This window comes from Bradyrhizobium sp. 61 (assembly GCF_023073075.1).
Taxonomy (GTDB): Bacteria; Pseudomonadota; Alphaproteobacteria; order Rhizobiales; family Xanthobacteraceae; genus Bradyrhizobium; species Bradyrhizobium barranii.
Genome location: NZ_JADPIU010000050.1, coordinates 130,245 through 151,344 on the forward strand (window position 1 = coordinate 130,245; position 21,100 = coordinate 151,344).

General features: G+C 65.0%; 21 protein-coding genes. 6 read left to right on the forward strand and 15 right to left on the reverse strand.

Annotation, left to right across the window (positions count from 1 at the left end; genetic code table 11):
- Positions 1 to 131: 131 nt before the first annotated feature.
- From IVB46_RS14650 to IVB46_RS14660, 3 genes are all read left to right on the forward strand, one after another.
- Complete coding sequence (locus tag IVB46_RS14650; protein WP_247315781.1) at positions 132 to 719, forward strand: N-acetyltransferase; 588 nt, start codon at positions 132 to 134, stop codon at positions 717 to 719.
- Between the two features lie 135 nt (positions 720 to 854).
- Positions 855 to 1,244 carry a RidA family protein gene (locus IVB46_RS14655; protein ID WP_085398473.1) on the forward strand — a complete coding sequence of 130 codons (390 nt, stop codon included), beginning with the start codon at positions 855 to 857 and terminating at the stop codon, positions 1,242 to 1,244.
- A 52-nt stretch (positions 1,245 to 1,296) separates the two neighbouring features.
- Positions 1,297 to 2,739, forward strand: coding sequence for a homospermidine synthase (locus IVB46_RS14660; protein WP_247315785.1), 1,443 nt, complete (start codon positions 1,297 to 1,299; stop codon positions 2,737 to 2,739).
- A gap of 63 nt (positions 2,740 to 2,802) precedes the next feature.
- On the opposite strand, the gene IVB46_RS14665 is transcribed toward IVB46_RS14660, so the two are convergent.
- The 14 genes from IVB46_RS14665 to IVB46_RS14730 form a co-directional block, all read right to left on the reverse strand.
- Positions 2,803 to 3,543: an acetoacetate decarboxylase gene (locus IVB46_RS14665; RefSeq protein ID WP_071909407.1), complete on the reverse strand. Its 741-nt coding sequence runs from the start codon at positions 3,541 to 3,543 to the stop codon at positions 2,803 to 2,805.
- A gap of 94 nt (positions 3,544 to 3,637) precedes the next feature.
- On the reverse strand, positions 3,638 to 3,970 hold the full coding sequence (locus IVB46_RS14670) for a hypothetical protein (protein ID WP_247315787.1): 333 nt from the start codon (positions 3,968 to 3,970) through the stop codon (positions 3,638 to 3,640).
- Positions 3,971 to 4,071: 101 nt separating this feature from the next.
- Positions 4,072 to 4,788: an MgtC/SapB family protein gene (locus tag IVB46_RS14675; protein WP_028148118.1), complete on the reverse strand. Its 717-nt coding sequence runs from the start codon at positions 4,786 to 4,788 to the stop codon at positions 4,072 to 4,074.
- Between the two features lie 108 nt (positions 4,789 to 4,896).
- Positions 4,897 to 8,046, reverse strand: a complete 3,150-nt coding sequence (locus IVB46_RS14680) for an FG-GAP-like repeat-containing protein (protein ID WP_247315789.1) — start codon at positions 8,044 to 8,046, stop codon at positions 4,897 to 4,899.
- A gap of 132 nt (positions 8,047 to 8,178) precedes the next feature.
- Complete coding sequence (locus IVB46_RS14685) at positions 8,179 to 10,065, reverse strand: FG-GAP-like repeat-containing protein (RefSeq protein ID WP_247343030.1); 1,887 nt, start codon at positions 10,063 to 10,065, stop codon at positions 8,179 to 8,181.
- A 212-nt stretch (positions 10,066 to 10,277) separates the two neighbouring features.
- Complete coding sequence (locus IVB46_RS14690) at positions 10,278 to 11,297, reverse strand: WD40 repeat domain-containing protein (protein ID WP_247315793.1); 1,020 nt, start codon at positions 11,295 to 11,297, stop codon at positions 10,278 to 10,280.
- Positions 11,297 to 12,334 (reverse strand): GTP-binding protein, encoded by a 1,038-nt coding sequence (locus IVB46_RS14695; protein ID WP_247315797.1) that lies wholly within the window; start codon positions 12,332 to 12,334, stop codon positions 11,297 to 11,299. The genes IVB46_RS14690 and IVB46_RS14695 overlap by 1 nt, the downstream gene beginning before the upstream one ends.
- Positions 12,335 to 12,388: 54 nt before the next feature.
- Positions 12,389 to 13,252, reverse strand: a complete 864-nt coding sequence (locus tag IVB46_RS14700) for a metal ABC transporter substrate-binding protein (protein ID WP_247315799.1) — start codon at positions 13,250 to 13,252, stop codon at positions 12,389 to 12,391.
- Positions 13,253 to 13,254: 2 nt separating this feature from the next.
- Positions 13,255 to 14,124, reverse strand: coding sequence for a metal ABC transporter permease (locus tag IVB46_RS14705; RefSeq protein WP_247315801.1), 870 nt, complete (start codon positions 14,122 to 14,124; stop codon positions 13,255 to 13,257).
- 6 nt (positions 14,125 to 14,130) lie between these two features.
- On the reverse strand, positions 14,131 to 14,883 hold the full coding sequence (locus tag IVB46_RS14710) for an ABC transporter ATP-binding protein (protein WP_063985727.1): 753 nt from the start codon (positions 14,881 to 14,883) through the stop codon (positions 14,131 to 14,133).
- 2 nt (positions 14,884 to 14,885) lie between these two features.
- Entirely contained in the window at positions 14,886 to 15,134 is a 249-nt protein-coding gene (locus tag IVB46_RS14715) for a hypothetical protein (RefSeq protein WP_063985728.1), read from the reverse strand.
- 44 nt (positions 15,135 to 15,178) lie between these two features.
- Complete coding sequence (locus IVB46_RS14720) at positions 15,179 to 15,679, reverse strand: hypothetical protein (protein ID WP_008138982.1); 501 nt, start codon at positions 15,677 to 15,679, stop codon at positions 15,179 to 15,181.
- Positions 15,676 to 16,287 (reverse strand): permease, encoded by a 612-nt coding sequence (locus tag IVB46_RS14725; RefSeq protein WP_247315803.1) that lies wholly within the window; start codon positions 16,285 to 16,287, stop codon positions 15,676 to 15,678. The genes IVB46_RS14720 and IVB46_RS14725 overlap by 4 nt, the downstream gene beginning before the upstream one ends.
- Positions 16,288 to 16,502: 215 nt before the next feature.
- Positions 16,503 to 17,099, reverse strand: coding sequence for a superoxide dismutase (locus tag IVB46_RS14730; RefSeq protein WP_063985730.1), 597 nt, complete (start codon positions 17,097 to 17,099; stop codon positions 16,503 to 16,505).
- 232 nt (positions 17,100 to 17,331) lie between these two features.
- Between IVB46_RS14730 and IVB46_RS14735 the strand changes: the two genes are divergently transcribed.
- The 3 genes from IVB46_RS14735 to IVB46_RS14745 all read left to right on the forward strand — a co-directional run bounded on the left by IVB46_RS14735 (position 17,332) and on the right by IVB46_RS14745 (position 19,868).
- The gene (locus IVB46_RS14735; RefSeq protein WP_063985731.1) at positions 17,332 to 17,859 is read left to right on the forward strand and encodes a GNAT family N-acetyltransferase; all 528 of its coding nucleotides are present in this window, start codon (positions 17,332 to 17,334) and stop codon (positions 17,857 to 17,859) included.
- An 82-nt stretch (positions 17,860 to 17,941) separates the two neighbouring features.
- Complete coding sequence (locus IVB46_RS14740) at positions 17,942 to 19,327, forward strand: MATE family efflux transporter (protein WP_247315805.1); 1,386 nt, start codon at positions 17,942 to 17,944, stop codon at positions 19,325 to 19,327.
- 106 nt (positions 19,328 to 19,433) lie between these two features.
- Entirely contained in the window at positions 19,434 to 19,868 is a 435-nt protein-coding gene (locus IVB46_RS14745; RefSeq protein ID WP_247315806.1) for a DUF2147 domain-containing protein, read from the forward strand.
- Here the strand turns inward: IVB46_RS14745 and IVB46_RS14750 are convergent.
- Positions 19,865 to 21,019, reverse strand: a complete 1,155-nt coding sequence (locus IVB46_RS14750) for a DUF3095 domain-containing protein (RefSeq protein ID WP_247315808.1) — start codon at positions 21,017 to 21,019, stop codon at positions 19,865 to 19,867. The genes IVB46_RS14745 and IVB46_RS14750 overlap by 4 nt on opposite strands.
- Positions 21,020 to 21,100 lie beyond the last annotated feature (81 nt).

The window sequence follows — 21,100 nt, forward strand, 5'->3', positions numbered from 1 at the left end:
CAGCCTCTCTTTTCCGAGGCCTGACGAACCCGGGAGCCGGTCCGCCGGCTCCCTTCCTGACATTGCCATTCTGACGACGTCTTGAGCCGGCGTGCTTCTCGCACGCGGGTTCAAGCGGGGACTGACGCGCCATGACTGCTTTTCGGAAGCCACAAGTCGCCCTCACTTCGAAAGCCGCTCCGTTCGCGATCCGTGCGGAACGTGCTGCCGACGTCGCCGCCCGTGAAGCGCTGCTGGATGCAAGCTTTGGCGAGAACCGCCATGACCGCACCTGCCAGCGCCTGCGCGACGGACGTGCACCTGCCGCAGGCCTTGCCCTGTCGGCTGTGCGCGAGGGGACACTCGTGGGAACCGTGCGGCTGTGGCACGTCAGCGCCGGAGGCAGGCCCGCTTTGGTCCTCGGACCGCTGGCGGTGGACCCTGCCTTCCGCGAGCTCGGGATCGGCGCCGCGCTGATGCATCAAGCGCTGGCCGCCGCCCGGGCACGCGGGCATGCCGCCGTGATCCTGCTCGGCGATGCCCCCTATTACGCCCGCTTCGGCTTCTCGCCCGAGAAGACCGGCGCATTGATGCTGCCCGGCCCGTTCGAGCGCGATCGCCTGCTGGCGATCGAATTCCAGGCCGGTGCGCTGGATGGCGTTGAGGGGATGATCGTGCCGACCGGCACGGCCCTGCCCAAACGGAGGGTAGTTCGCGCCCTCCAGGCGCACGCGGCCTAAGGGATTGCCATGATGGCGACGACTTAAGCCGCGTTCCGCGGCGATGCTCGCGCGTGCCCGTTCCTTTGGGGTTGCGCGGGCCTGAGAAACGCCCTTTAACCCGCCAAACACCCCCTTCAGTCGAGGCCCACGACCATGTCCCGTCGCCTGATCTCCACCGGCTCTCCCCTCGAGAAGACCGTCGGCTACAGCCGCGCCGTGATCGACGGCGAGTTCGCCTTTGTCGCCGGAACCACCGGCTATGACTACACGACGATGACGATGCCGGCCGATGTCACGAGCCAGTCACGCAACTGCTTCAAGACCATCGAAGCCGCCCTGAAGGAGGGCGGATTCGAGATGGCCGATATCGTCCGTGCGACCTACTACGTCACCGACGCCAGCTACATCGATGCCCACTTCGCCGTCTGCGGCGAGGTTCTCGGCGACATCAGGCCGGCTGCGACACTGCTTGTCGTCAGCGCGCTCGCCAAGCCCGAGATGAAGGTCGAGATCGAAGTCACCGCCAAGCGCCGCAGCGCCTGATCCACCCCCCCCCCACCCTTTGTCTGCCAGCACGTTCCGGAGAAACCATCCCATGAGCCACCCCTCGCAGATCTACGCGAAGATCACTGGTCCCATCGTCATGGTCGGCTTCGGCTCCATCGGCAAAGGCACGCTGCCGATGATCGAGCGGCATCTCGATTACGACAAGTCGCGCGTCACCGTGATCGATCCTAAGGACGAGGGACGCAAGGCGCATTGCGAGAAGCAGAACGTCCGCTTCATCCAGAAGGCCGTGACCAGGGACAATTACCGCGAGTTGCTGACCCCGCTGCTCACCGAAGGCGGCGGCCAGGGCTTTTGCGTCAATCTCTCGGTCGATACCGGCTCCACCGACATCATGGAGCTCTGCAATGAGCTCGGCGCGCTCTATATCGACACCGTCAACGAGCCTTGGCTCGGCTTCTATTTCGATTCCTCGAAGGGCCCGGAAGCGCGCTCCAATTACGCGCTTCGCGAAGTAACGCTGGCCGCCAAGAAGGCGCGCCCCGCCGGCTCGACGACGGCCGTCTCCTGCTGTGGCGCCAATCCCGGCATGGTCTCCTTTTTCGTCAAGCAGGCGCTGCTCAATGTCGCCGCCGATCTGAAGCTCAATGCCCCCAAGCCGAAGACAAAGGCCGAGTGGGCGGACCTTATGCGGCAGGCCGGCATCAAGGGCATCCACATCGCCGAACGCGACACCCAGCGCTCCAAGTCGCCGAAAGAGCCTGACGTCTTCGTCAACACCTGGTCGGTGGAAGGCTTCCTGTCGGAAGGCGTTCAGCCGTCCGAGCTCGGCTGGGGCACCCATGAAAAATGGAAGCCCGAGAATGCGCGCACCCACGAAGCCGGCTGCGGCGCGGCCATCTATCTGATGCAGCCCGGCGCCAACACGCGCGTGCGCACCTGGTGCCCGACCCGCGGCGCGCAGTATGGCTTCCTCGTCACCCACAACGAGTCGATCTCGATCTCCGATTACTTCACGGTGCGTGACGCATCGGGCACGGCGGTCTACCGGCCGACCTGCCACTACGCCTACCATCCGGCTGACGATGCCGTGCTGTCGCTGCACGAAATGTTCGGCCGCGCCGCGAAGATGCAGGAAAAGCACCACATCCTCGATGAGAACGAGATCGTCGACGGCATCGACGAGCTCGGCGTGCTGCTGTTCGGCCACGACAACAATGCCTATTGGTACGGCTCGCAGCTCTCCATCGAAGAGACCCGCCAACTCGCGCCCTATCAGAACGCCACCGGCCTGCAGGTGACCTCCGCCGTGCTCGGCGGCATGGTGTGGGCGCTGGAAAACCCGAACGAAGGCATCGTCGAAGCCGACGAGATGGATTTCGATCGTCTGCTGGAGATCCAGCTGCCGTATCTCGGCCCGGTGAAGGGTTACTACACCGACTGGACGCCGCTGACGGATCGTCCGGGACTGTTCCCGGAAGACATCGACACGAGCGATCCCTGGCAGTTCCGGAATGTCCTGGTGCGCTGACCTCTCAGCGCTTCCGGTTGATAGCGATGCCCGGCCTTGTGCCGGGCATTTCTTTTTGCCGACCTATTTCGCCAAGTAATCGAACGCCACGCTACCGAGCCCGAGCGTCAGGTCCGCTTTGAAATGCAGCGCGGAGACCACCTCGCGCACCGGCAGGCGGGCGACGTCGCAGAGTGCGTGGGGAAACAGCCCGAGCGCGGCAGGGCCGGTCCAAGCTTCCTTCAGCACGACGTCATCGAGATGAAACCGCACCAGCTCGCAGATCCGCGGGCTGCCGTCGACATGCGGGATGATCTTCAGGATGAAGTTCGGCGCCGCCATCGACTTCAGCACCGTGTCGTGGTCGACCTTGCGGTGCTTGTAGCCCATCGTGGCCGAAGCGCAGAGGACCGAGCCGTAATGCAGCGAGCCGACCAGGACGTCGCTCTCGATCTCGATCTTGGGCCTTGCGAGCTTTTTCGGAAAGCCCCACAGCTCGCGGCCGCCGGCGATCGGGGCCTCGTCGTCCAGATACATCGCGTGGGTGTAGCCGCCCTCCTCGCCCTTGAAGCGGACCGGGATCACCTGCCCGGTTTCGGTGTAGTCGCCGAATCCGGTCGAGTCGGGCATGCGGATGAATTCGTATTTCACCACCGGCTCCGCCACCTCAAGCGGCTCGGGCACGATGGCGGCGAGGGCTTCGGGATCGGTCCTGTAGGTGATGATGAAATATTCGCGGTCGAAGAAGCGATATGGCCCCGGCGGGAATGCCGGGTTGGTGAGCGGCATCGAATAGGCGGTGCGGCGGACGTCTTCGATCTTCATGGGAGGCCCCATCTGTCGTTGGCGCGACAGATTATGGAACGGGCCGGTTGCCGAGGCGAGATCAAATGCGCGTCACAATACGCCGGCCGCCGGGCTACTTCTCCTTGATCGGGGGCGCGATCTTCTCCGCGGGCGCCGCCGGCAGTGCCGGCTTGGTCGCCGCACCCTGCGTCTGCGGATCGGGGCGCGCGGGCTCGGGGGCCGGCGTGGTCGGCCGGTCGCCACCGGGCTTGGCCTGCGCGGGCGTCTTGTCCTGATCGCTGGACGGCGTGCCCTGGAGCGGTTGCGTCGCCTGCGCCGTCTGCGTCCGGCTTTCGGCCCGGATCTGCGCCAGCGATAGACCTGACACCACGGCGCCTGCTGCGAACAGCGAGCAGGCGATCATCAGGTCGCGTTTCAGTCTGCGCTTGTCATTTGGGCCGGGCATGTCGATCACCGCCTTTATCCGCGGGATCAACGAACTTGCCCGACTGCGGTTCCATGGCGGACGAGGCGGGAACCGTGCCTTCGCGCGCCAAAACGCCGCGCTCAGTCTGAGGTGCTGACTTCCCAGGTGGCGTGGCGCACGCCCGGCAGGTGCTGGAGATCGGTCGCCACCGCGTTCAGCTCGTTCGGATCGACTGCGGTCGCAACCAGCTTTGCGACGACCTCGAGAATGTCATCCCCGATCTCAACCACGTCGATATCGGCCACCGGATATTTCGCGGCCTCCAGCTTTTCAGCGAGGCGGTCGCGCATGTCGGGCAGGGCGTCGGCCGCCACGGCGAGCTTGAAGTAGTAGGTCGCCTCCGAGGCCTTCTCGTTCAGCGGAATGCGGTTGATGGCGTTGACCAGCGGGCGCAGCATGGTGTTGCCGGCGATGACGAACACGGTCAGCGCGGCCGCCTGCGCGACCATGTCGGCGCCGGCACAGGAGCCGACCGCGGCCGAGGCCCACAGCGTCGCCGCGGTGTTGAGCCCGCGCACGTCCATGCCCTGCTTCATGATGACGCCGGCGCCGAGGAAGCCGATGCCTGATACGACATAGGAGATCACGCGGACCGCGCCGTCGGCACCGGTCAGGTGCATCGCGAGATCGACGAAGGCGGCAGCACCGACCGCGACCAGCACGTTGGTGCGCAGGCCCGCGGTGCGCTGGCGGTACTGCCGCTCGGCGCCGATCAGGGTGCCCAGCACGAAGGCCGTGAACAGGCTGACCAGCGTGTCCGCGAAGTCAGCAATCTGGAAGGTCGTCAAAAACCGCATGGTCCCTCGCACGGGTTGGCAAACGATCTATGCGAGAGTGCCGACGAGGTCAATTTGAACGGGCACCGGCTGTGGAAGCCGATGCCCGGTCGTCTTGTTTTCTCCGCCTTAGTGAGCGGCCGCGAGCAACGTCTGCTGGGGCGGCGTATAGCTCAGCACTGTGCCGCCATTGCCGTCGGCCGAGAGCGCGAAGGACGAGGCCGAGTATTGCGCCAGCAGAGCCCAGGAGTAGCTCTGGCCGCCGTCGGTCGTGACCGTCAGATTGTTCGCGCTGTCGACATCGAGGCTGCTGATCACGGTGTTGCGGAAGTCGATGGAGTCATCGGCGCCGAAATTGGCGATCGAGCCGGTCAGGCCCGCCGGCATGTCCAGCACCAGCGTTGCGCCGCCGGAGCCGCCGAAATCGACGTTCTGGAGCAGGCCGCCAGCGTAGACATGCTCGCTGCCGCCATCCAGATGCGCGTTCGAGACGTTGCCGCCCGCCCCCACATCCTGCTCGCCACCGCCGCTGACGGTCGTTGCGGTCGCAGCACCTGCGACGAACTGAAAGCCGCCATTGATCGTCGCGCTGCCGTCGGTGGCGCCGGCGTCCACGTATTGGAAGCCGCCGGCTGCGATCGTCGTGCCCGTTGTCGCCCCACCGGAGCCGACATATTGTCGCCCACCGGCATTGATGACGGTGCCGGCAGCGTGGCCATTGCCGAGCACCTGCTGATTGCCGTCGAGCACGGTATCGGTGACGGTACCTTGATAAACATCCTGGTAGCCACCCGCCGCGACCGTCGTTCCGGCGGCGCTACCGCCCTGATAGACGTGCTGGGAGCCGCCACTCTGGACCACGACGCCGTTCGCCGTGCCGTAGTCGTATTGATTGCCGCCGGCGCCCACCGTCGTGCCCGTCGCCGTTCCGCTCAGATATTGCGTTCCGCCGTCGATCGTCGAGTTGACGTCGCGGCCGCCGGCGGCAACGGACTGCTGTCCGCCAGCCTTGATCGTGGCGTGGGCCGAGGTGCCGTTAGCGTAGACCTGCCCGAAACCGTACAACAGGGTATCTGTCGCACGCCCACCGGCGCGGATGTCCTGATAGCCGCCGGCTTCGATCATCGCGCCGGTCGTGCCGGTGCCAAAAACATGCTGCTGGCCGCCGTTCTTGACCACCGATCCGGTCGAGATGCCGTAGTCTTCTTCGATTCCGTTGCGCAAGACGGTCGCCCCGACCGAGGTGCCGCGGACAACAAGGCTCGGGTTGAAGGACGAGGAGGCCGCCGCGACGATCGCGTTCTCAAGTGAGGCGCCGCTCGCCAGCGTGTAGCCAAAGGCGAGAGGGATCGATTGCGACACGCCGGTATTGCCGGCGGCGTCGCGCAGACGGGCCGTCACATAGGAAAGTCCGGTTGCCGGAGACAGATTGTCCAGCCGCCAAGTGCCATCGGCGGCGCTGGTGACCGCGTGATCCGTTGGACCAAACGACAAGGTGAGCGCGGAGGTCGCGTCGGCCACGTCGAGCGTGCCCCGGACGGTGATCGAAAAGGGCGTTGCATCGGAATTTTCGATGCTCGTGATCGCGAGGACGGGCGCGGTCGCATCGACCGTAAAGGTGAATGCGGGCCCGGGATTGCTGTGGTTGCCCTGGCTATCCGTGGCGGTCGCGGCGTAGCTGTAGGTCGAGCCGTCCTGGAGGCCGGACACGCCGAGGCTCCAACTGCCATCGCTGCCAACCGTGGTGACGCCAACGACGGAATTGTCGCCGGCATTCGTGACCGTGACGGTGTCTCCGGCATTGCCGGAGCCGGACAGGGTCGTCATCCCGCCATGGAAGTGCGCCGCGTTGATGTAATTGTTGCCGTCCGCACCCGGCGTCACGTCCGCATCGACGATCGTCAGGGCCGGAGGCGTGCGGCTGATCGTATATTGCGTGGTGGTCGAATTCGGCGCGGTGAGGAAAACATCCTCGCCGGTCGAGGAGTTGCTCGTTGTCCACTCCACCACCACGTCGGCTTTTCCGTCTCCATTGAGGTCACCGACGGTGATTCCGTTGGCGCCCGAGGCGAGCGGCAACGTCACCGCCGGGCCGAACGTGCCGTCACCGCGACTGTAAAAGGTCGAAAGCGTATTGTTGCTGCTAGCGACCACGGCGAGGTCCGTTTTACCGTCGCCATTGAAGTCCGCGGCCGCCAAGTTCCAGATGGGCGCCGGTGTCAGGAAGGTCTGTGGCGACGCGAAGGTGCCGTCGCCGTTGCCGAGCAGGATCGCAATCGAGTTGTTGGTTCCGAGTGCAAGATCAAGCTTGCCGTCGCCGTTGAAGTCGCCGCTGATCGTTCTGGATGAGGTGCCGGCCGTGATCGGGGATTGGAACGTGCCATCCCCGTTGCCAAGCCGCACGGCAACCGGCGAACTTGACGAGTCCTGCACAAGCAGATCGATCTTTCCATCGCCGTTGAAATCTCCGCTCGCGAAGGCGTTGGAGGCATTCGTGGCAATGGGCGATCCGAAAGAACCATCGCCGTTACCGAGCAGCAGCGACGTGCCGATGTTGTTCGACATGATCACGTCGGCCCTGCCGTCGCCGTTGAAGTCGGCAAACGCCCTGATATTGCCGCCAGTGCTGCCACCCGTCGCATACTTCGTCGCCGCCGCGAACGTGCCGTCGCCATTGCCCAGCCTGACGTCCAGCGTCCCGGTGAAGATGTTGCCCATCAGGACGTCCAGCTTGCCGTCGCCGTTGACGTCGCCGAGTCGAATCGACGATTCCAGCTCCGAGGCGCCGGTCAGCGAGGTTTGCGTGAACTGGCCCGTGCCGTCATTGGTCCTGACATCAAGAAAGTATGCAGAAGCGCTGACGGTTCGGATGTACACCATATCCTGCTTGCCATCGCCGTTGACGTCGCCGACCGCCGCCGTGTTGATGATGCTGAAGCGCGGACCGCTCATCTGCGTTTCGGACTGGAACGGCCCGACATAATAGCCGCTGGAATCGTGCACATTGGTGCCGGTCAGTTGCAGCCCCAGCGAACCGCTGCCCGAGCCGGTGTTGACCGTGACCGTGTAGCTCGCGCCGTTGCTGCCAGCCACCGGCGTGATGTCCGTGATGCCGGCACCATTGATGCTCCCCGTCGTGGCGAGGGTGAACTGATCGACCGTGACGCCGGACACCGGCTTCGAAAAGGTGACGGTGTAGTGCACGACGGACGCGTCGGTCGACGACGGATCGGTGCCTGTGATGCTGACGAGCGTCGGAAGAACGGGGATGAGTGGCATGGGGATTCCCTGGCGTGGCGCTTGATGCGAGGATTCGAATTGCACGCCGGCTCCGGACAGGCCGACGCCAAGCGCAACTGATCGCGCGGCAGCAATTCGAAATTGCACGCCGTGCTCTCTACATCTGCGACCCTACAGGGACTGCTTGTCGGTTATCGTCGTCAATCCGTATGGCACGACCTGGCTATTGAACTGCCACGATCCGGTCGCGCTGGAGACGATCACGTCGGTCCCTCCGATCGAGACGGTCACCTGCGCCGGCACGTCGGTCGTCCCCTGCAGGGTGACCTTCGGGTTTGACACCGACGAGTCGGCCGACAAATTGATGCCCGTGATCCCGAGCGATGCGGTCGCATCGACCGTGAAGGTGAACGCCGGGCCGACGCTGCTGTTGCCGTGGGAGTCGGTCGCAGCCGCGACATAGCTGTAAGTGGTGCCGTCCTGCAGGCCGGACACGCCGAGGCTCCACGTGCCGTTCTGGCCGACCGTGGCCGTGCCGACGACTGCGTGAGTCATGGCGTCGGTGACCGAGATGGTGTCGCCGGCATTGCCGGTGCCGGCCAACGTCGTCGCCCCACCATGGAAATGCGCCGCGTTGATGTAATTGTTGCCGTCGGCGCCGAGGGTGACGTCCCCGTCGGTGATGGTCAGAGCCGGCGACGTCCGTACGATCGTGTACGCCGGTCCCGTCTCGCTGGATGAACCGGTCAGCAGGATATCGGTGCCCGAACTTTGAGTGAAAGGATTGGTGCCGAATTGATATCCGACCAGAACGTCGGCCTTGCCGTCGCCGTTCAGGTCACCGGCGCCGATCTGCCCGGCGGTCTTGTCGAGCGGCGAGATCCTCACTTGCCCGAACGTGCCGTCGCCGTGACCGAAGAAGGTCGAGAGCGTGTTGTTGGTTCCGACGACCACGAGATCAGCCACGCCATCGCCGTTGATGTCGGCGACCGCGCCGGATCCGATCGTACCCGCCGCCTGAAGAGTCGTCCCGGACGAGGTGAAAGTGCCGTCGCCGTTGCCGAGCAGGATCGAGATTGTGGCGCTGCTGACGGCCGCCATGTCGAGCTTGCCGTCACCGTTGAAATCGCCGGTGAGGACAGATGTCGCCGTCCCGACCGGGGACGACGGAGCCTGGAACGTGCCGTCACCATTGCCGAAGCTCAGCGCTATTGCCAGATTGGTCGAATTCCTCGTCACGAGGTCGAGCTTGCCGTCTCTATTGAAGTCGCCATAGGCGATGGAGCCGACGCCGAGATTCGTGGTGATGGCAGTCCCAAACGTACCGTTGCCATTTCCTGGCAGGACCGTGCTGCCGACGACGATGTCGAGCACGCCATCGCCGGTCACGTCGATCACTTTAGGTGTTTGATAGACGCCGCTGCCGGCGGAATAGCTCGTGTTGGCCCCGAACGTGCCGTTACCGTTGCCGAGACGAACAGTCACGGTACCGTCGAGGGTGACCCGTGTGATGTCCAGCTTGCCGTCGCCATTCAGATCGGCAAGCGCCAGCAAGGGCAATAGGCCTGGGCTCGAGGTGTTCGAGGCTGAGGAGAAGTGACCGGTGCCGTCGTTCAGCGCCACGCTGACGTAGCTCGGGTTGACGAAAAAGTTTGTCCCCATTACGACGTCCAGCTTCCCGTCTCCGTTGACGTCGCCGATCGCGAAGGACGTCGGGCTGTTTACGGTCAGCTTCGATTCGGATTGGTACGGTCCGACATAGTAACCATTGGTATCGTGGACGTTGCTTCCCGTGAACTGGAGCGCCACCGAGCCGGAGCCGAATCCGGTATTCACCGTGACCGTATAGCTCGAAAGGTTGCTGCCGGCGACCGGTGTCACGTCGGTGATGCCCGCGCCGCCGATGCTGCCACTCGTTGCAAGGCTGAACTGATCAATCGTGACGCCAAGAACAGGCTTCGAGAACGTGACGGTGTAGTGCACCGTTCCGGCGTCGGTCTGGGTCGGATCGGTCGCTGTGATGCTGGTGATGGTCGGAAGATCGGGGATGACGGGCATCTGAATTCCCTGCGGTGGCGCGTGTTGATGCGAGGATTCGAAATGCACACTGGCCCCGGACAAACCGGCGCCAGGCACATTCGATCGCGCGGCGGCAATTCGAAATTGCACGCCGCGCGCTCTGCATCTGCGACCCTACAGAGGCTGCTTGTCGGTTATGTTACACGTTAACAAAAAATAACATAACGGGGAGAGGCCGTGGATAATCGGCCTCACAGCTCCAGCAGTCCGCCGTCGCCGTTCTCGTCGGCGAAGGCCAGCAGCGTGCCCTTGGCGTTCCAGGCAATCGCGGCGACCGGAGGCGTGCCATTGCGGCGAACGAGGATCTCGGCGCCGTCCTCGAGCCGCACCATCAGCACGGTGCCATCGCTGTAACCGGCGGCGAGAATGTCGTTCTTGGGATGGCAGGCGACCACCGACACGCGCGCCTGCAGCGGCGCGAGCATCGCGGGCTCCTTGCCCATCGGGCCGTCCTTGCTGCCGAACGGCCAGATGATGACTGTGTCGGCACCCGAAGTCGCCAACCCTTTGCCGCCCGCGCTCCATGACATCGAGCGGACGCGACCGGGATAGCCGGTCATGCGCATGTGCCTGTTGTCGGCAAGCCGCCAGCCGTGCAGCGCCGCCTCGTGCATCGTGGTGACCAGGAATTTGTTGTCGGGGCTGAAGGTGACGCCGAGATGCGAGCCGGCCCAGGGCAGGAATTCGGCGGAGCCTTCCATGTTTGGAAACCACAGCGTCGCGCCGTTGTAATGGGCGATCGCGAGCCGCAGGCCCTTCGGCGCGAACGCGAGACCGCCGACGGTCGAGGGCACCTCGAGCGACTTCTCCTCGGTCTTGCCGCTCTTGACGGTGGCCGTCTTGCCGGCCGACCAGGCATAGGCCCCGTCGGGATGCAGCGCCACCGCGTCGATCCAGCGCCGCTTAGGGTCGGTGGCGAGCAGCGTCACCTCACCCTTGGCGTCGAGCGACACGACCTTGCCGTCGTCGCCGCCCATGACGAGGCGCTTGCCATCGGAGGCGGTCGACAGAATGCCGCTACTATGCACGGCGACCGTCGTGATCTCGCCCTTGGCGTCGACGAACGCGACATTCTCCTCGCCGCCGACGAAGGCGGCGCGGGGCCCAAGGAAATACACCGAGGTCACGCCCATCCCGAGCGTAACAGGCTTGACGCGATCGGTGACGGAGACGATCGAGGCGGAATCGGGGGCCGGCGTAAACTCTTTCATCACGAGACGATGCAGCTCTCAAAGCCCTCGCGAATGGCCTTTTCCGGCAATTCGCGACCGATGAAGACGAGGCGGCTCTCGCGCGGCTCGCCGTCCTTCCACTTCCGCTGGTGGTTGCCCTCCAGCATCATGTGGACGCCCTGGAAGACATAGCGGTCATCATCGTCGTGGAAGGCAAGGATGCCCTTGGAGCGCAGGATCTTGCCGCCCTCCACCTGCACCAGGTTCTGGAGCCAGGGCATGAACATGTTCGGATCAAGCGGCTTGTCGGTCTTGAGCGAGAGCGACTGCATGTCCTCGTCGTGATAGTGCTTCAGGCCGTGGCCGTGATCATGGTGGTGATGGTCGTGGCCGTGATGATCATGGTCGTGGTCATGATCATCGGCATTTAAAAAGTCCGGCTCGATGTCGAGGATGCGGTCGAGGTCGAAGGCGCCGCGGTCGAGCACGTCCGCCAGGGCGACCGAGCAGCGCTCGGTGCGATGCAACTTGGCATAGGGGTTGATGGCGCGGATGCGGGCCTCGACCTCGGCAAGCTCCGGCTTGGTGACGAGATCGGTCTTGTTCAGCACGATGACGTCGGCGAACGCGATCTGGTTCTTGGCCTCGGGCGCGTCCTTGAGCCGGTCCGACAGCCATTTGGCGTCGGCGACCGTGACGACCGCGTCGAGCCGCGCGTTCTTCTGCACGTCTTCGTCGACGAAGAAGGTCTGGGCCACGGGCGCGGGATCGGCAAGGCCGGTAGTCTCGACGATGATGGCGTCGAACTTGCCCTTGCGCTTCATCAGGCCGTCCATGATGCGCACGAGGTCGCCGCGCACGGTGCAGCAGATGCAGCCGTTGTTCATCTCGAACACTTCCTCATCGGCGCCGATGATGAGGTCATTGTCGATGCCGATCTCGCCGAATTCATTGACGATGACGGCGTATTTCTTGCCGTGGTTTTCCGACAGGATGCGGTTCAGCAGCGTGGTCTTGCCGGCGCCGAGATAGCCGGTCAGCACGGTCACGGGAATTTTTTGGGACGCTTCAGACATGACAACTCCGGGTCGGGCTTTTCCGCGCGACGCGAGGCGGGGTGGCCCCCTGCCCTAGTGGTCAAGCGCGCTGGTCAGGGCCTTTATATTGTGCCTGACCATATCAATGTAAGTGGGTGCAAGCCCCTTTTCGCCGGTCAAACCGTCCGAAATCAGGGTCCCGCCGACCTTGGCCCCGGTCTCGGCCGCGATCCGCCGGATCAGGCGGTCATCGCTGATGTTTTCCAGGAACACGGCCGGGATCTTTTGGGCCTTGATCTGGCCGATGATGGCGGCGATGTCCCGCGCGCTGGGCTCGGTCTCCGTGGAGACCCCCAAGGGGGCCACGAACTGGACACCATATTCGGCGGCGAAATAGCCGAAGGCGTCGTGGGTGGAGATCACCTTGCGCCGGCCCAGTGGGATTTTCGCCACGGCCTCCCGCACCTCGCGGTCGAGCGCTTCGAGCGTGTCCAGATAGGCCTTTGCCCGGGCGCGGAAGAACTCGGCGTCGTCAGGGTCGGTCGCGGCCAACGCATTGGCGATGTCGCTCACATAGATCCTGGCGTTGGGGACGGACTGCCAGGCATGCGGATCCGCGGCCGAGCCGAGCTTCAGCGGTACGATGCCGGCACTCACGGTGACCACCTGCGCCTTGCTTCCTGCGGACTGCACCAGACGGGGCAGCCAGCCTTCGAGGCCGAGCCCGTTGACGATGACGAGCTTTGCATCCGCAATCCGCTTCGCATCGCTTGGCGCGGGCGTGTAGACGTGGACGTCGCTGTCGGGGCCGACCAACGTCGTGACGTCGACCCGATCGCCGCCAACGTTCCGGACGAAATCGCCGAGGATCGAGAAGCTCGCGACGACGTTGAGCCGCTCGGCCGCATGCAGCGGCGAGGCGATCAGCAGGAGCACACAAAGCAGGAGACGCCGCATCGTCACGCTTCCAGATGCCGGCCGGGAAACATCTGCCGGACGATACCACCGACGCGGCCGAACAGGACCGAGACGATGTAAAGCACCGTCGCCACCAGAATGATCGCAGGACCCGACGGCACGCGGGTCTGAAACGACAGCACGAGGCCCGCATAGCCCGCGACGGCGGCAGCGACGACGGCGATGCAGATCATGACCGTGAGATCGCGCGACCAGAACCGGGCAATGCCGGCCGGCAGGATCATCAGGCCCACCGCCAGCAAGGTGCCGAGCGCCTGAAAGCCGTTGACGAGATTGATCACGACGAGCGCGAGGAAGGCGAGATGCGCGGGGCCGCCGGCACGGCTGACGGTGCGCAGGAACAGGGGATCGACGCTCTCGATCACCAGCGGGCGATAGATCACCGCGAGCACCAGCAGCGTCACCGTGGCGTTGAAGGCCACCACCAGCAGGGTCTGGTCGTCCATCGCGAGGATGTTGCCGAACAGCACGTGCAAGAGGTCGATATTGGTGCCCTTGATCGAGACGATGGTCACACCCAGCGCCAGCGAGGCCAGATAGAAGGTCGCAAGCGAGGCGTCCTCCTTGAGCCCGGTCGAACGCGCGACCACGCCGGCGAGGATCGCAACCGCAAATCCTGCAACCAGGCCGCCGGCGGTCATCGCGAACAGATTGAGGCCGGAGAGCAGGAAGCCGACGGCCGCGCCGGGCAGGATCGCATGCGCCATGGCGTCGCCGACGAGGCTCATGCGCCGCAGCATCAGGAACACGCCGATCGGTGCGCCCGCCAGCGACAGCGCGATCACGGCGGCAAGCGCGCGCCGCATGAACTCGAATTCGGTGAACGGGCCGATCAGCGCGTCATAGATCATCTGTGATCACGCCGCCCGCGAGCGTCCGTCCTCGGCGCAAGCCGTGGCACTATCGTCAAAAGCCTCGCACATCCGCATCGCGACCAGCAGGTTTTCCGGCGTCAGCACCTCCGCCGTCGGTCCCCAGGCCACGGGGCCCCGCGCCAGCACCAGCGTTTCGGTGAAATGGTTGCGCACCATTTCCATGTCGTGCAGCGCGGCGAGCACGGTGCGGCCCTCGCCGTGCCAGTGCTTCACCAGCGCGAGCAGATCGGCCGTGGTCTTGCTGTCGATGGCGTTGAAGGGCTCGTCGAGCACGATCAGGCGCGCGTCCTGGAGCAGCACGCGCGCGAACAAGATGCGCTGCATCTGCCCACCCGAGAGCGTGCCTATGGGGCGGTTCTCGAAGCCGTTGAGGCCGACGGAAGCGATCGCGCGCAGGATCTTCTCCCGCGCAGCCTTGCCGATGCCCCCGAACAGGCCCGCGTCGCGCCACAGCCCGGTGCCGACGAAGTCGAACACCGAGATCGGGAAGCTGCGGTCGATCTCCGCGCTCTGCGGCAGATAGGCGATATCGCGGCTATCGAGCCCGCCGAGATGGATGCTGCCGTCGAGCGGCCGGAGGATGCCGACGATGCCGCGCAACAGCGTCGACTTGCCGGCGCCGTTCGGGCCGATCACGGCGACCAGCGCACCGGAGGCGACCTCGCCGTTGAGATGATGCACGGCCGGATGCCGGTCGTAGCCGAGCGTGACATTATGGAAGTGCACGGCCGCCATGGTCACCTCATCGCCAGGAAGACCACGCCCCAGAGCACGGCGCAGACGGCAAGCGCGGCCGCGAGGCGGCCGGCCATGGTCATGCGCAGGATCGACCAAGGCGCGTCCTGGGCCGGATGGGGCGAGGCCGCATCATGGACATGGGCGTGGGTATGATCGTGCCCATGCGAATGCCCGTCGCCATGAGAATGGTCATGGGACTGGCCATGAACGTGGTCGTGGTGATGAGCGTGGGACGCGGCGGGAACCATACCAGCGACGTTATATTATAACATTACCCCTGTCCACGGCCGGCTCAGGGCTTGCCGATCACCATCGCGATGGCGGCGGCGACGAACGGGAACGGCACCGAGACGGCGCAGCGGAACCAGACGAACCGGGCCGGCATGAACGGGATTTCCCATAAAATCACCCGCTGGAAGGCAAATAAGGCCCAGGCGACGACGTAGGCAACCACCTGCGGCACCCCGCCGCCCGACTTCAGCGCCACCGTGCCGATGGAGAAGCCGATCACGGGTCCGCCGGGCGTGGCGGCGCCGGCGACCACGGCGGTCGCAACCCCGAGCCAGCCGCTGTCCGGCCCGAGCCAGCCGGTGATCACCTCCTGCGGGATGATGGCGGCGATGTAGCCGGAGCCGATCACGCCGAGCGCAATGCGCGGCACGATGTTGATGAAGTCCATGGAGCCTTCGCGGAGCGAGGCCTTGAACACCGGCGGGCCGCGGCGGAAGGCGATCAGGCCGACGCCGAACACCGAGCCCCACAGCAGGATGTCGATCAGAAGCGCGGCGCTCAATTCTCGTCGTCCTTCGCGGCCGGCTGCGGATAGATCCGGACATAGACGAAGCGGCCGAGCGCGCCGGCGAGCACCGGCAGCGGCAACGAGATCAGGATCCGCCACAGCGTGAAGTCGGTGCCCATGATCGGGATTTCCCAGGCTACCGCGCGGCCGTACCCGATCAGGGTCCAGCTCACGACCATGGCGATGGTGGCGCCGAAATCGGCGCCGACAGCGAGCAGCGCGCTCGCCACAGGATAGGCGGTGAAGGGTCCGCCCGGCAGGATCGCGCCGAAGGCGGTGCCGATCAAAAGGCCCATCAGGCCGGATTTCGGCCCGAGCGAGCGCGAGACTTTTTCGTGCGGCAGGATTTCGGAGATGAAGGCCCCGAGCAAGCAGCCCGCCAGCACGCGCGGCAGGATGCCGCCGAACAGCGAGAGGTCGTGCGTGAGAATCTCCAGGACACCGTCTGTGCCATCACGCCGCCAGACCAGGCCCGCGCTCACCGCCACCAGCACCGCGATGATGATGGTCGACCAGCCGATCGGCTTGCGCACACGCCCCGGCCGCGGCTCGGACTCCGCGTCCTCGGCAGGCGCCGGATTGTTCGGGGAAGGCTCTGACAACGGGCTCGGTGGGCTCGAGGGTGATGCCCATCCTGATTAAGGGCGCCGCCCACGCGATGCAAACAGTACGATGACGGGAAGCGATGCGCACCTCGCGCAGGCCCATGCGAAGCAGCAACCGAATTCCGCACAGCAAAAAGGCGGCCGCGCATGCGACCGCCTTTTCGAGTTCGTCATCCCGGAGCGGCGACGCCGCACCCGGAAAGTGTGATGGCTCAGGCCTTGTCGAACAGGGACTCGACGTATTCCCAGTTCACGAGGTTCTCGACGAACGCCTTCAGATAGTCCGGACGGCGATTGCGATAGTCGATGTAGTAGGAGTGCTCCCAGACGTCCACGCCGAGGATCGGGGTGGCGCCGTGCACCAGCGGATTCTCGCCGTTCGGGGTCTTGGCGATCTCGAGCTTGCCGTTCTTGACCTGGAGCCAGGCCCAGCCGGAGCCGAACTGGCCAACGCCGGCCGCCTGGAAGTCCGTCTTGAACTTCTCGAAGCCGCCGAGGTCCTCGTTGATCTTCTTCTCGAGCTTGCCCGGCAGCTTGGTGCCGCCGCCATTGGGCTTCATCCAGCTCCAGAAGTGGATGTGGTTGTAGTGCTGGCCGGCATTGTTGAATACGGCCGGGTTCTTGCCGAACGAGCCCTTGACGATCTCCTCAAGGGACTTGCCTTCCCATTCGGTGCCCTTAAGCGCGTTGTTGCCGTTGGTGACGTAGGCCTGATGATGCTTGTCGTGGTGGAATTCCAGCGTCTCCTTCGACATGAACTGGCCGAGGGCGTCATAGGCGTAAGGGAGTGGGGGCAGCGTAAAGGTCATGGGTTGTTGTCCGCGACTGATGGGGAACTGGCTTAACGGGGACTCTTATAGAAGGTTCCACCGCCGTTAAATACCGCCAATTTGCGAAAATGCGTGATGCGGCCGATTGGCCGGATTGCATAAAATCGACGCATCGTGGGGCGCGCTTCGACAGGCCGTAAAATATCATTGCCTTTGAGGCGCTTATGGCAGAACGAACGCACCACGGCGCGGAGATGCGAAAGAGAAGGCAATGAGCATCGAGATCGACATCCTGAACGGCGACGCTTCGTGGCGGATCGCACAGCCCCTGCTCAGTGCGGTCTGGGGACGCGACGCCGCCGAGAAGCCGTCGTGGAGCCACGTTAAATGGGCCAATGCCGACCTTCGCGTGCTGATCGAGACGCCCGAGGACGGCCTCGTCTGCCACGTCGGCATCTACTTCCGTACCGTCACCTGGAATGGACAGAAGGTTCACATCGGCGGCATCGGCGGGGTCTGCACCCGCGAGGACCGGCGCGGCCGCGGCTACGCGACCATGGCGATCGACGCAGCCATCCACACCATGCGCGCCAACGAGGCGGTCCGTTTCGGGCTGCTGTTCTCCGAATCGAACAATTTTGCGTTCTACGAAGCCCGCAGCTGGCTGCCCTTCAAGGGCGAGGTCTATTGCGAGCAGCCGGAGGGTCGGATCCGCTTCGACTACATGGCGCCGTACGTCTTCAACATCGTCCGCGCGCCGACGCTGGGCACCATCGACCTATGCGGCCTGCCCTGGTGAGCCCTGCGTGAGGGGAGGACTGGCGCGAAGATGCTGCGCCCGATAAGATGTCGATCGTCATCCAATATTCCGCCCGGTGAACATGACGATCGACGCCTCCGCAGACGCCGCGCCGCCACGTGCACCGGTCGCTTCCCCCATTGCGAGCCTGTTGACGGCGCCGATCCTGCCGACACTGCTGCGGCTCGCGATCCCCAACATGATCGCGATGGTCGGCAGCACGCTGGTTGCGATTGCCGAGACCTCCTATATCGGCCGGCTCGGCACCATTCCGCTGGCGGCGATCGCGCTGGTGTTTCCGTTCGCGATGCTGACGCAGATGATGAGCGCGGGCGCAATGGGCGGTGGCGTTTCGTCCGCGATCAGCCGCGCGCTCGGCGCAGGCGATCGTGACCGCGCCGCGACGCTGGCGCTGCATGCCGCCATCATCGGCCTCTGCGGCGGACTGTTCTTCACGGTGATGATGCTCGCCTTCGGCAGCAGCTTCTTCACGCTGCTCGGCGGACGCGAGCGCGTGCTCGAGGAAGCCAGCGGCTATTCGCAAATGCTGTTCTCCGGCGCGGTCGCGATCTGGCTCGTCAACACACTGGCCTCGGTGATCCGCGGCACCGGCGACATGCGCCTGCCTTCGATGATTCTGATCGGGGCGAGCGCGCTCCAGATCGCGCTCGGCGGCACGCTGGGGCTCGGCCTGTTCGGCGTGAAGCAATTCGGCATGCCCGGTGTCGCCGCCGGCCAGTTGATCGCCTTCACCTGCGCGGCGATCTTCTTCCTCTGGTATCTGCTGTCCGGCCGCAGCCGGCTGCCGCTGAAGGTCCGCGCCTTCCATTTCGAACGCGCGATGTTCCTGGACATCCTCAAGGTCGGCGCGGTCGCCTGCCTGTCGCCACTCCAGACCGTGCTCACGATTCTGATCTTCACAAAAATCCTCGCGACCTTCGGCACCGAGATGCTGGCCGGCTACGGCATCGGCTCGCGGCTGGAATTCCTGCTGATCCCGATCACCTTCGCCTTCGGCATCGCCTCGGTGCCGATGGTCGGCATGGCGATGGGCGCCGGACATGTGAAACGCGCGCGGCGTGTCGCCTGGACCGCGGCCGCGGCTTCGGGATTGACCGTCGGCCTGATCGGCCTCGTCATCGCGCTTGATCCGGCGCTGTGGGTATCGCTCTTCACCGGGGATCCCGGCGTCACCGCGGCGGCGCACAGCTATTTCCACTGGGCCGGTCCGGCCTTCGTGTTCTTCGGCATGGGCGTGTCGCTGTATTTTTCCTCGCAAGGCGCAGCGCGCGTCGGCGGTCCGGTGCTGGCCTCCACGGCGCGGCTGCTGATCGTCGCGATCGGCGGCGTCGGTCTCATGACGGCGCAGGCGCCGGCCTGGACCTTGTTCGCACTGGTCGGCGGCGCCATGGTCGTGTTCGGACTTTCGACCGCAACCTCGGTCGCCTTCGCCCGCTGGGGCAAATGAGCGCAGGCAAATAAGCGGGCAGATAAACGCAGGAATGTGATTCCATCCAGCGTTGCACTATCCTGCCGGACTGCTATTGAGGCGCCTCCATTTTCGGGGGCTCTCTATGTTCGGCAGATTCGCCATCCTTTCCGTCATCCTGACTACGCTGTTTGGTGCGACTGCCGCCCACGCGCAGAGCGCCGATGGGACCTGGCTGACCCAGGCCGGCGATGCGCGCGTCAAGATCAGCAAATGCGGCGGCGGCATCTGCGGCCATATCGTCTGGCTGCGCGAGCCCTATGACACCGCGACCGGCCAGCCTGCGACCGACAGCAAGAATCCCAATCCTGCGCTCGCCAAACGCGCGATGATCGGCCTGCCGCTGTTCAGCAGCATGGAGCCCTCAGGGCCGAACAAATGGTCGGGCCAGATCTATAATGCCGATGACGGCAGCACCTATGCGAGCAACGTCTCCGTGACTGGTGCGGATTCGCTGCGGGTCGAAGGCTGCGTCGGCGCGCTGTGCGGCGGCGAGACCTGGACGCGCGCGGGACGCTAGCTCGCGCCCGCCATCATCGCCTTCAACGCCGTCGCCGCCGACGCGTAGCCGCCGCGCGCACCGTCGATGAAATGGACGTGGTCGCTGCGCAACGCCGACGGCGTGAAGCAGGTCATCATCGCGGCGTCCTGCTGATAGAGGCCGTAGCGCACGATGCCCTCGCGCGCCGCAGCCGCGAGACGGTCGCTCAAGGCGCGCTCGAGCTGCGGGGTGCAGTCGAGGATCATGCGCAGGCCATCGTCGTATTTGCGGAAGTCTGAATTCTCGACCACCTGGCGCTTGTAGATGTTTGGCACGAAGCCGCCGACGTTGAGGTCGAAACGCATGATCAGATAGACGAACAGCGTGTAGGCCAGGACGCTGGCGCGACGCGCAATCAGCGGGCCGCCACGCCTGGTGCGGGCTTCGAATTCCAGCCCCTGCGGCGGCCATTTCAGCGGCGGCCCCTGCGGCGGCACCGGGCGGCCGCCATCCGGGCTGCGCTCGACGAGATGAATGATGTCCTCGATCACCTTGCGGAAGGCTTGCGGATCGGCACCGCGCGCCGGCATCACCAGCACCGAAAGGATCAGGCCGCGCGCGGACGGCATCACCTCGAAGCGGCAGGACAGGCCGGAAAGATCGGGCTGCGTGCCGGCGGGCGACTCGGCGACCGCGAACTCGCCGCGCTTCATGGCGGCGTCGGCCCAGGCGAGCCCGCCGCCGGAAAACATCGCATAGGACAGATTGGCCGACGGACCGAAGCGTGCGACGCGCACGTCGAGCCCTTGCGCGCGGATCGCACTCACCGGCACCAGCGCGACGCGCATCTTGAGATCGAGATCTTCCCGCACCCAGGTCGCGGTCGCGGCCAGCGCGTCGCGGGCGGTCTCGACATCGGAAGGCGCGACCGCAAAGCTCGCGCCGTCGCCGCCGAACACGAAGGGGAATTCGCGTCCCTCCAATGCGTTCGTCACCGCCGCGATCACGGCGGCACCGGCCATGTTGACCGCCTTGTAGCGCTGCGCCGCAATCGCCTTGGTGGAATCGACGATGTCGGCAACGCCGATGCTCCAGTCGTCAGGTAATGGCGAATAGAGCGCGGGGTCCATCAGGCTGGTGAAGCCGCGAAAGACGGGAATGCTGCCGTAGAAGGATTCGCCTGATGTCATCGAGTGATGCCGGATGGTTGGGAAGCGCGTCCGAGGAAGATACGAGGCAGGATCGATCCGGGTTCGCCGGCCGGCGCTCCT

What these genes read in the sequence shown, in the direction of transcription:
- IVB46_RS14650 (WP_247315781.1), top strand. Translation starts at nt 132, where the DNA reads ATGACTGCTTTTCGGAAGCCACAAGTCGCCCTCACTTCGAAAGCCGCT.
- IVB46_RS14655 (WP_085398473.1), top strand. Translation starts at nt 855, where the DNA reads ATGTCCCGTCGCCTGATCTCCACCGGCTCTCCCCTCGAGAAGACCGTC.
- IVB46_RS14660 (WP_247315785.1), top strand. Translation starts at nt 1,297, where the DNA reads ATGAGCCACCCCTCGCAGATCTACGCGAAGATCACTGGTCCCATCGTC.
- IVB46_RS14665 (WP_071909407.1), bottom strand. Translation starts at nt 3,543, where the DNA reads ATGAAGATCGAAGACGTCCGCCGCACCGCCTATTCGATGCCGCTCACC.
- IVB46_RS14670 (WP_247315787.1), bottom strand. Translation starts at nt 3,970, where the DNA reads ATGCCCGGCCCAAATGACAAGCGCAGACTGAAACGCGACCTGATGATC.
- IVB46_RS14675 (WP_028148118.1), bottom strand. Translation starts at nt 4,788, where the DNA reads ATGCGGTTTTTGACGACCTTCCAGATTGCTGACTTCGCGGACACGCTG.
- IVB46_RS14680 (WP_247315789.1), bottom strand. Translation starts at nt 8,046, where the DNA reads ATGCCACTCATCCCCGTTCTTCCGACGCTCGTCAGCATCACAGGCACC.
- IVB46_RS14685 (WP_247343030.1), bottom strand. Translation starts at nt 10,065, where the DNA reads ATGCCCGTCATCCCCGATCTTCCGACCATCACCAGCATCACAGCGACC.
- IVB46_RS14690 (WP_247315793.1), bottom strand. Translation starts at nt 11,297, where the DNA reads ATGAAAGAGTTTACGCCGGCCCCCGATTCCGCCTCGATCGTCTCCGTC.
- IVB46_RS14695 (WP_247315797.1), bottom strand. Translation starts at nt 12,334, where the DNA reads ATGTCTGAAGCGTCCCAAAAAATTCCCGTGACCGTGCTGACCGGCTAT.
- IVB46_RS14700 (WP_247315799.1), bottom strand. Translation starts at nt 13,252, where the DNA reads ATGCGGCGTCTCCTGCTTTGTGTGCTCCTGCTGATCGCCTCGCCGCTG.
- IVB46_RS14705 (WP_247315801.1), bottom strand. Translation starts at nt 14,124, where the DNA reads ATGATCTATGACGCGCTGATCGGCCCGTTCACCGAATTCGAGTTCATG.
- IVB46_RS14710 (WP_063985727.1), bottom strand. Translation starts at nt 14,883, where the DNA reads ATGGCGGCCGTGCACTTCCATAATGTCACGCTCGGCTACGACCGGCAT.
- IVB46_RS14715 (WP_063985728.1), bottom strand. Translation starts at nt 15,134, where the DNA reads ATGGTTCCCGCCGCGTCCCACGCTCATCACCACGACCACGTTCATGGC.
- IVB46_RS14730 (WP_063985730.1), bottom strand. Translation starts at nt 17,099, where the DNA reads ATGACCTTTACGCTGCCCCCACTCCCTTACGCCTATGACGCCCTCGGC.
- IVB46_RS14735 (WP_063985731.1), top strand. Translation starts at nt 17,332, where the DNA reads ATGAGCATCGAGATCGACATCCTGAACGGCGACGCTTCGTGGCGGATC.
- IVB46_RS14740 (WP_247315805.1), top strand. Translation starts at nt 17,942, where the DNA reads ATGACGATCGACGCCTCCGCAGACGCCGCGCCGCCACGTGCACCGGTC.
- IVB46_RS14745 (WP_247315806.1), top strand. Translation starts at nt 19,434, where the DNA reads ATGTTCGGCAGATTCGCCATCCTTTCCGTCATCCTGACTACGCTGTTT.
- IVB46_RS14750 (WP_247315808.1), bottom strand. Translation starts at nt 21,019, where the DNA reads ATGACATCAGGCGAATCCTTCTACGGCAGCATTCCCGTCTTTCGCGGC.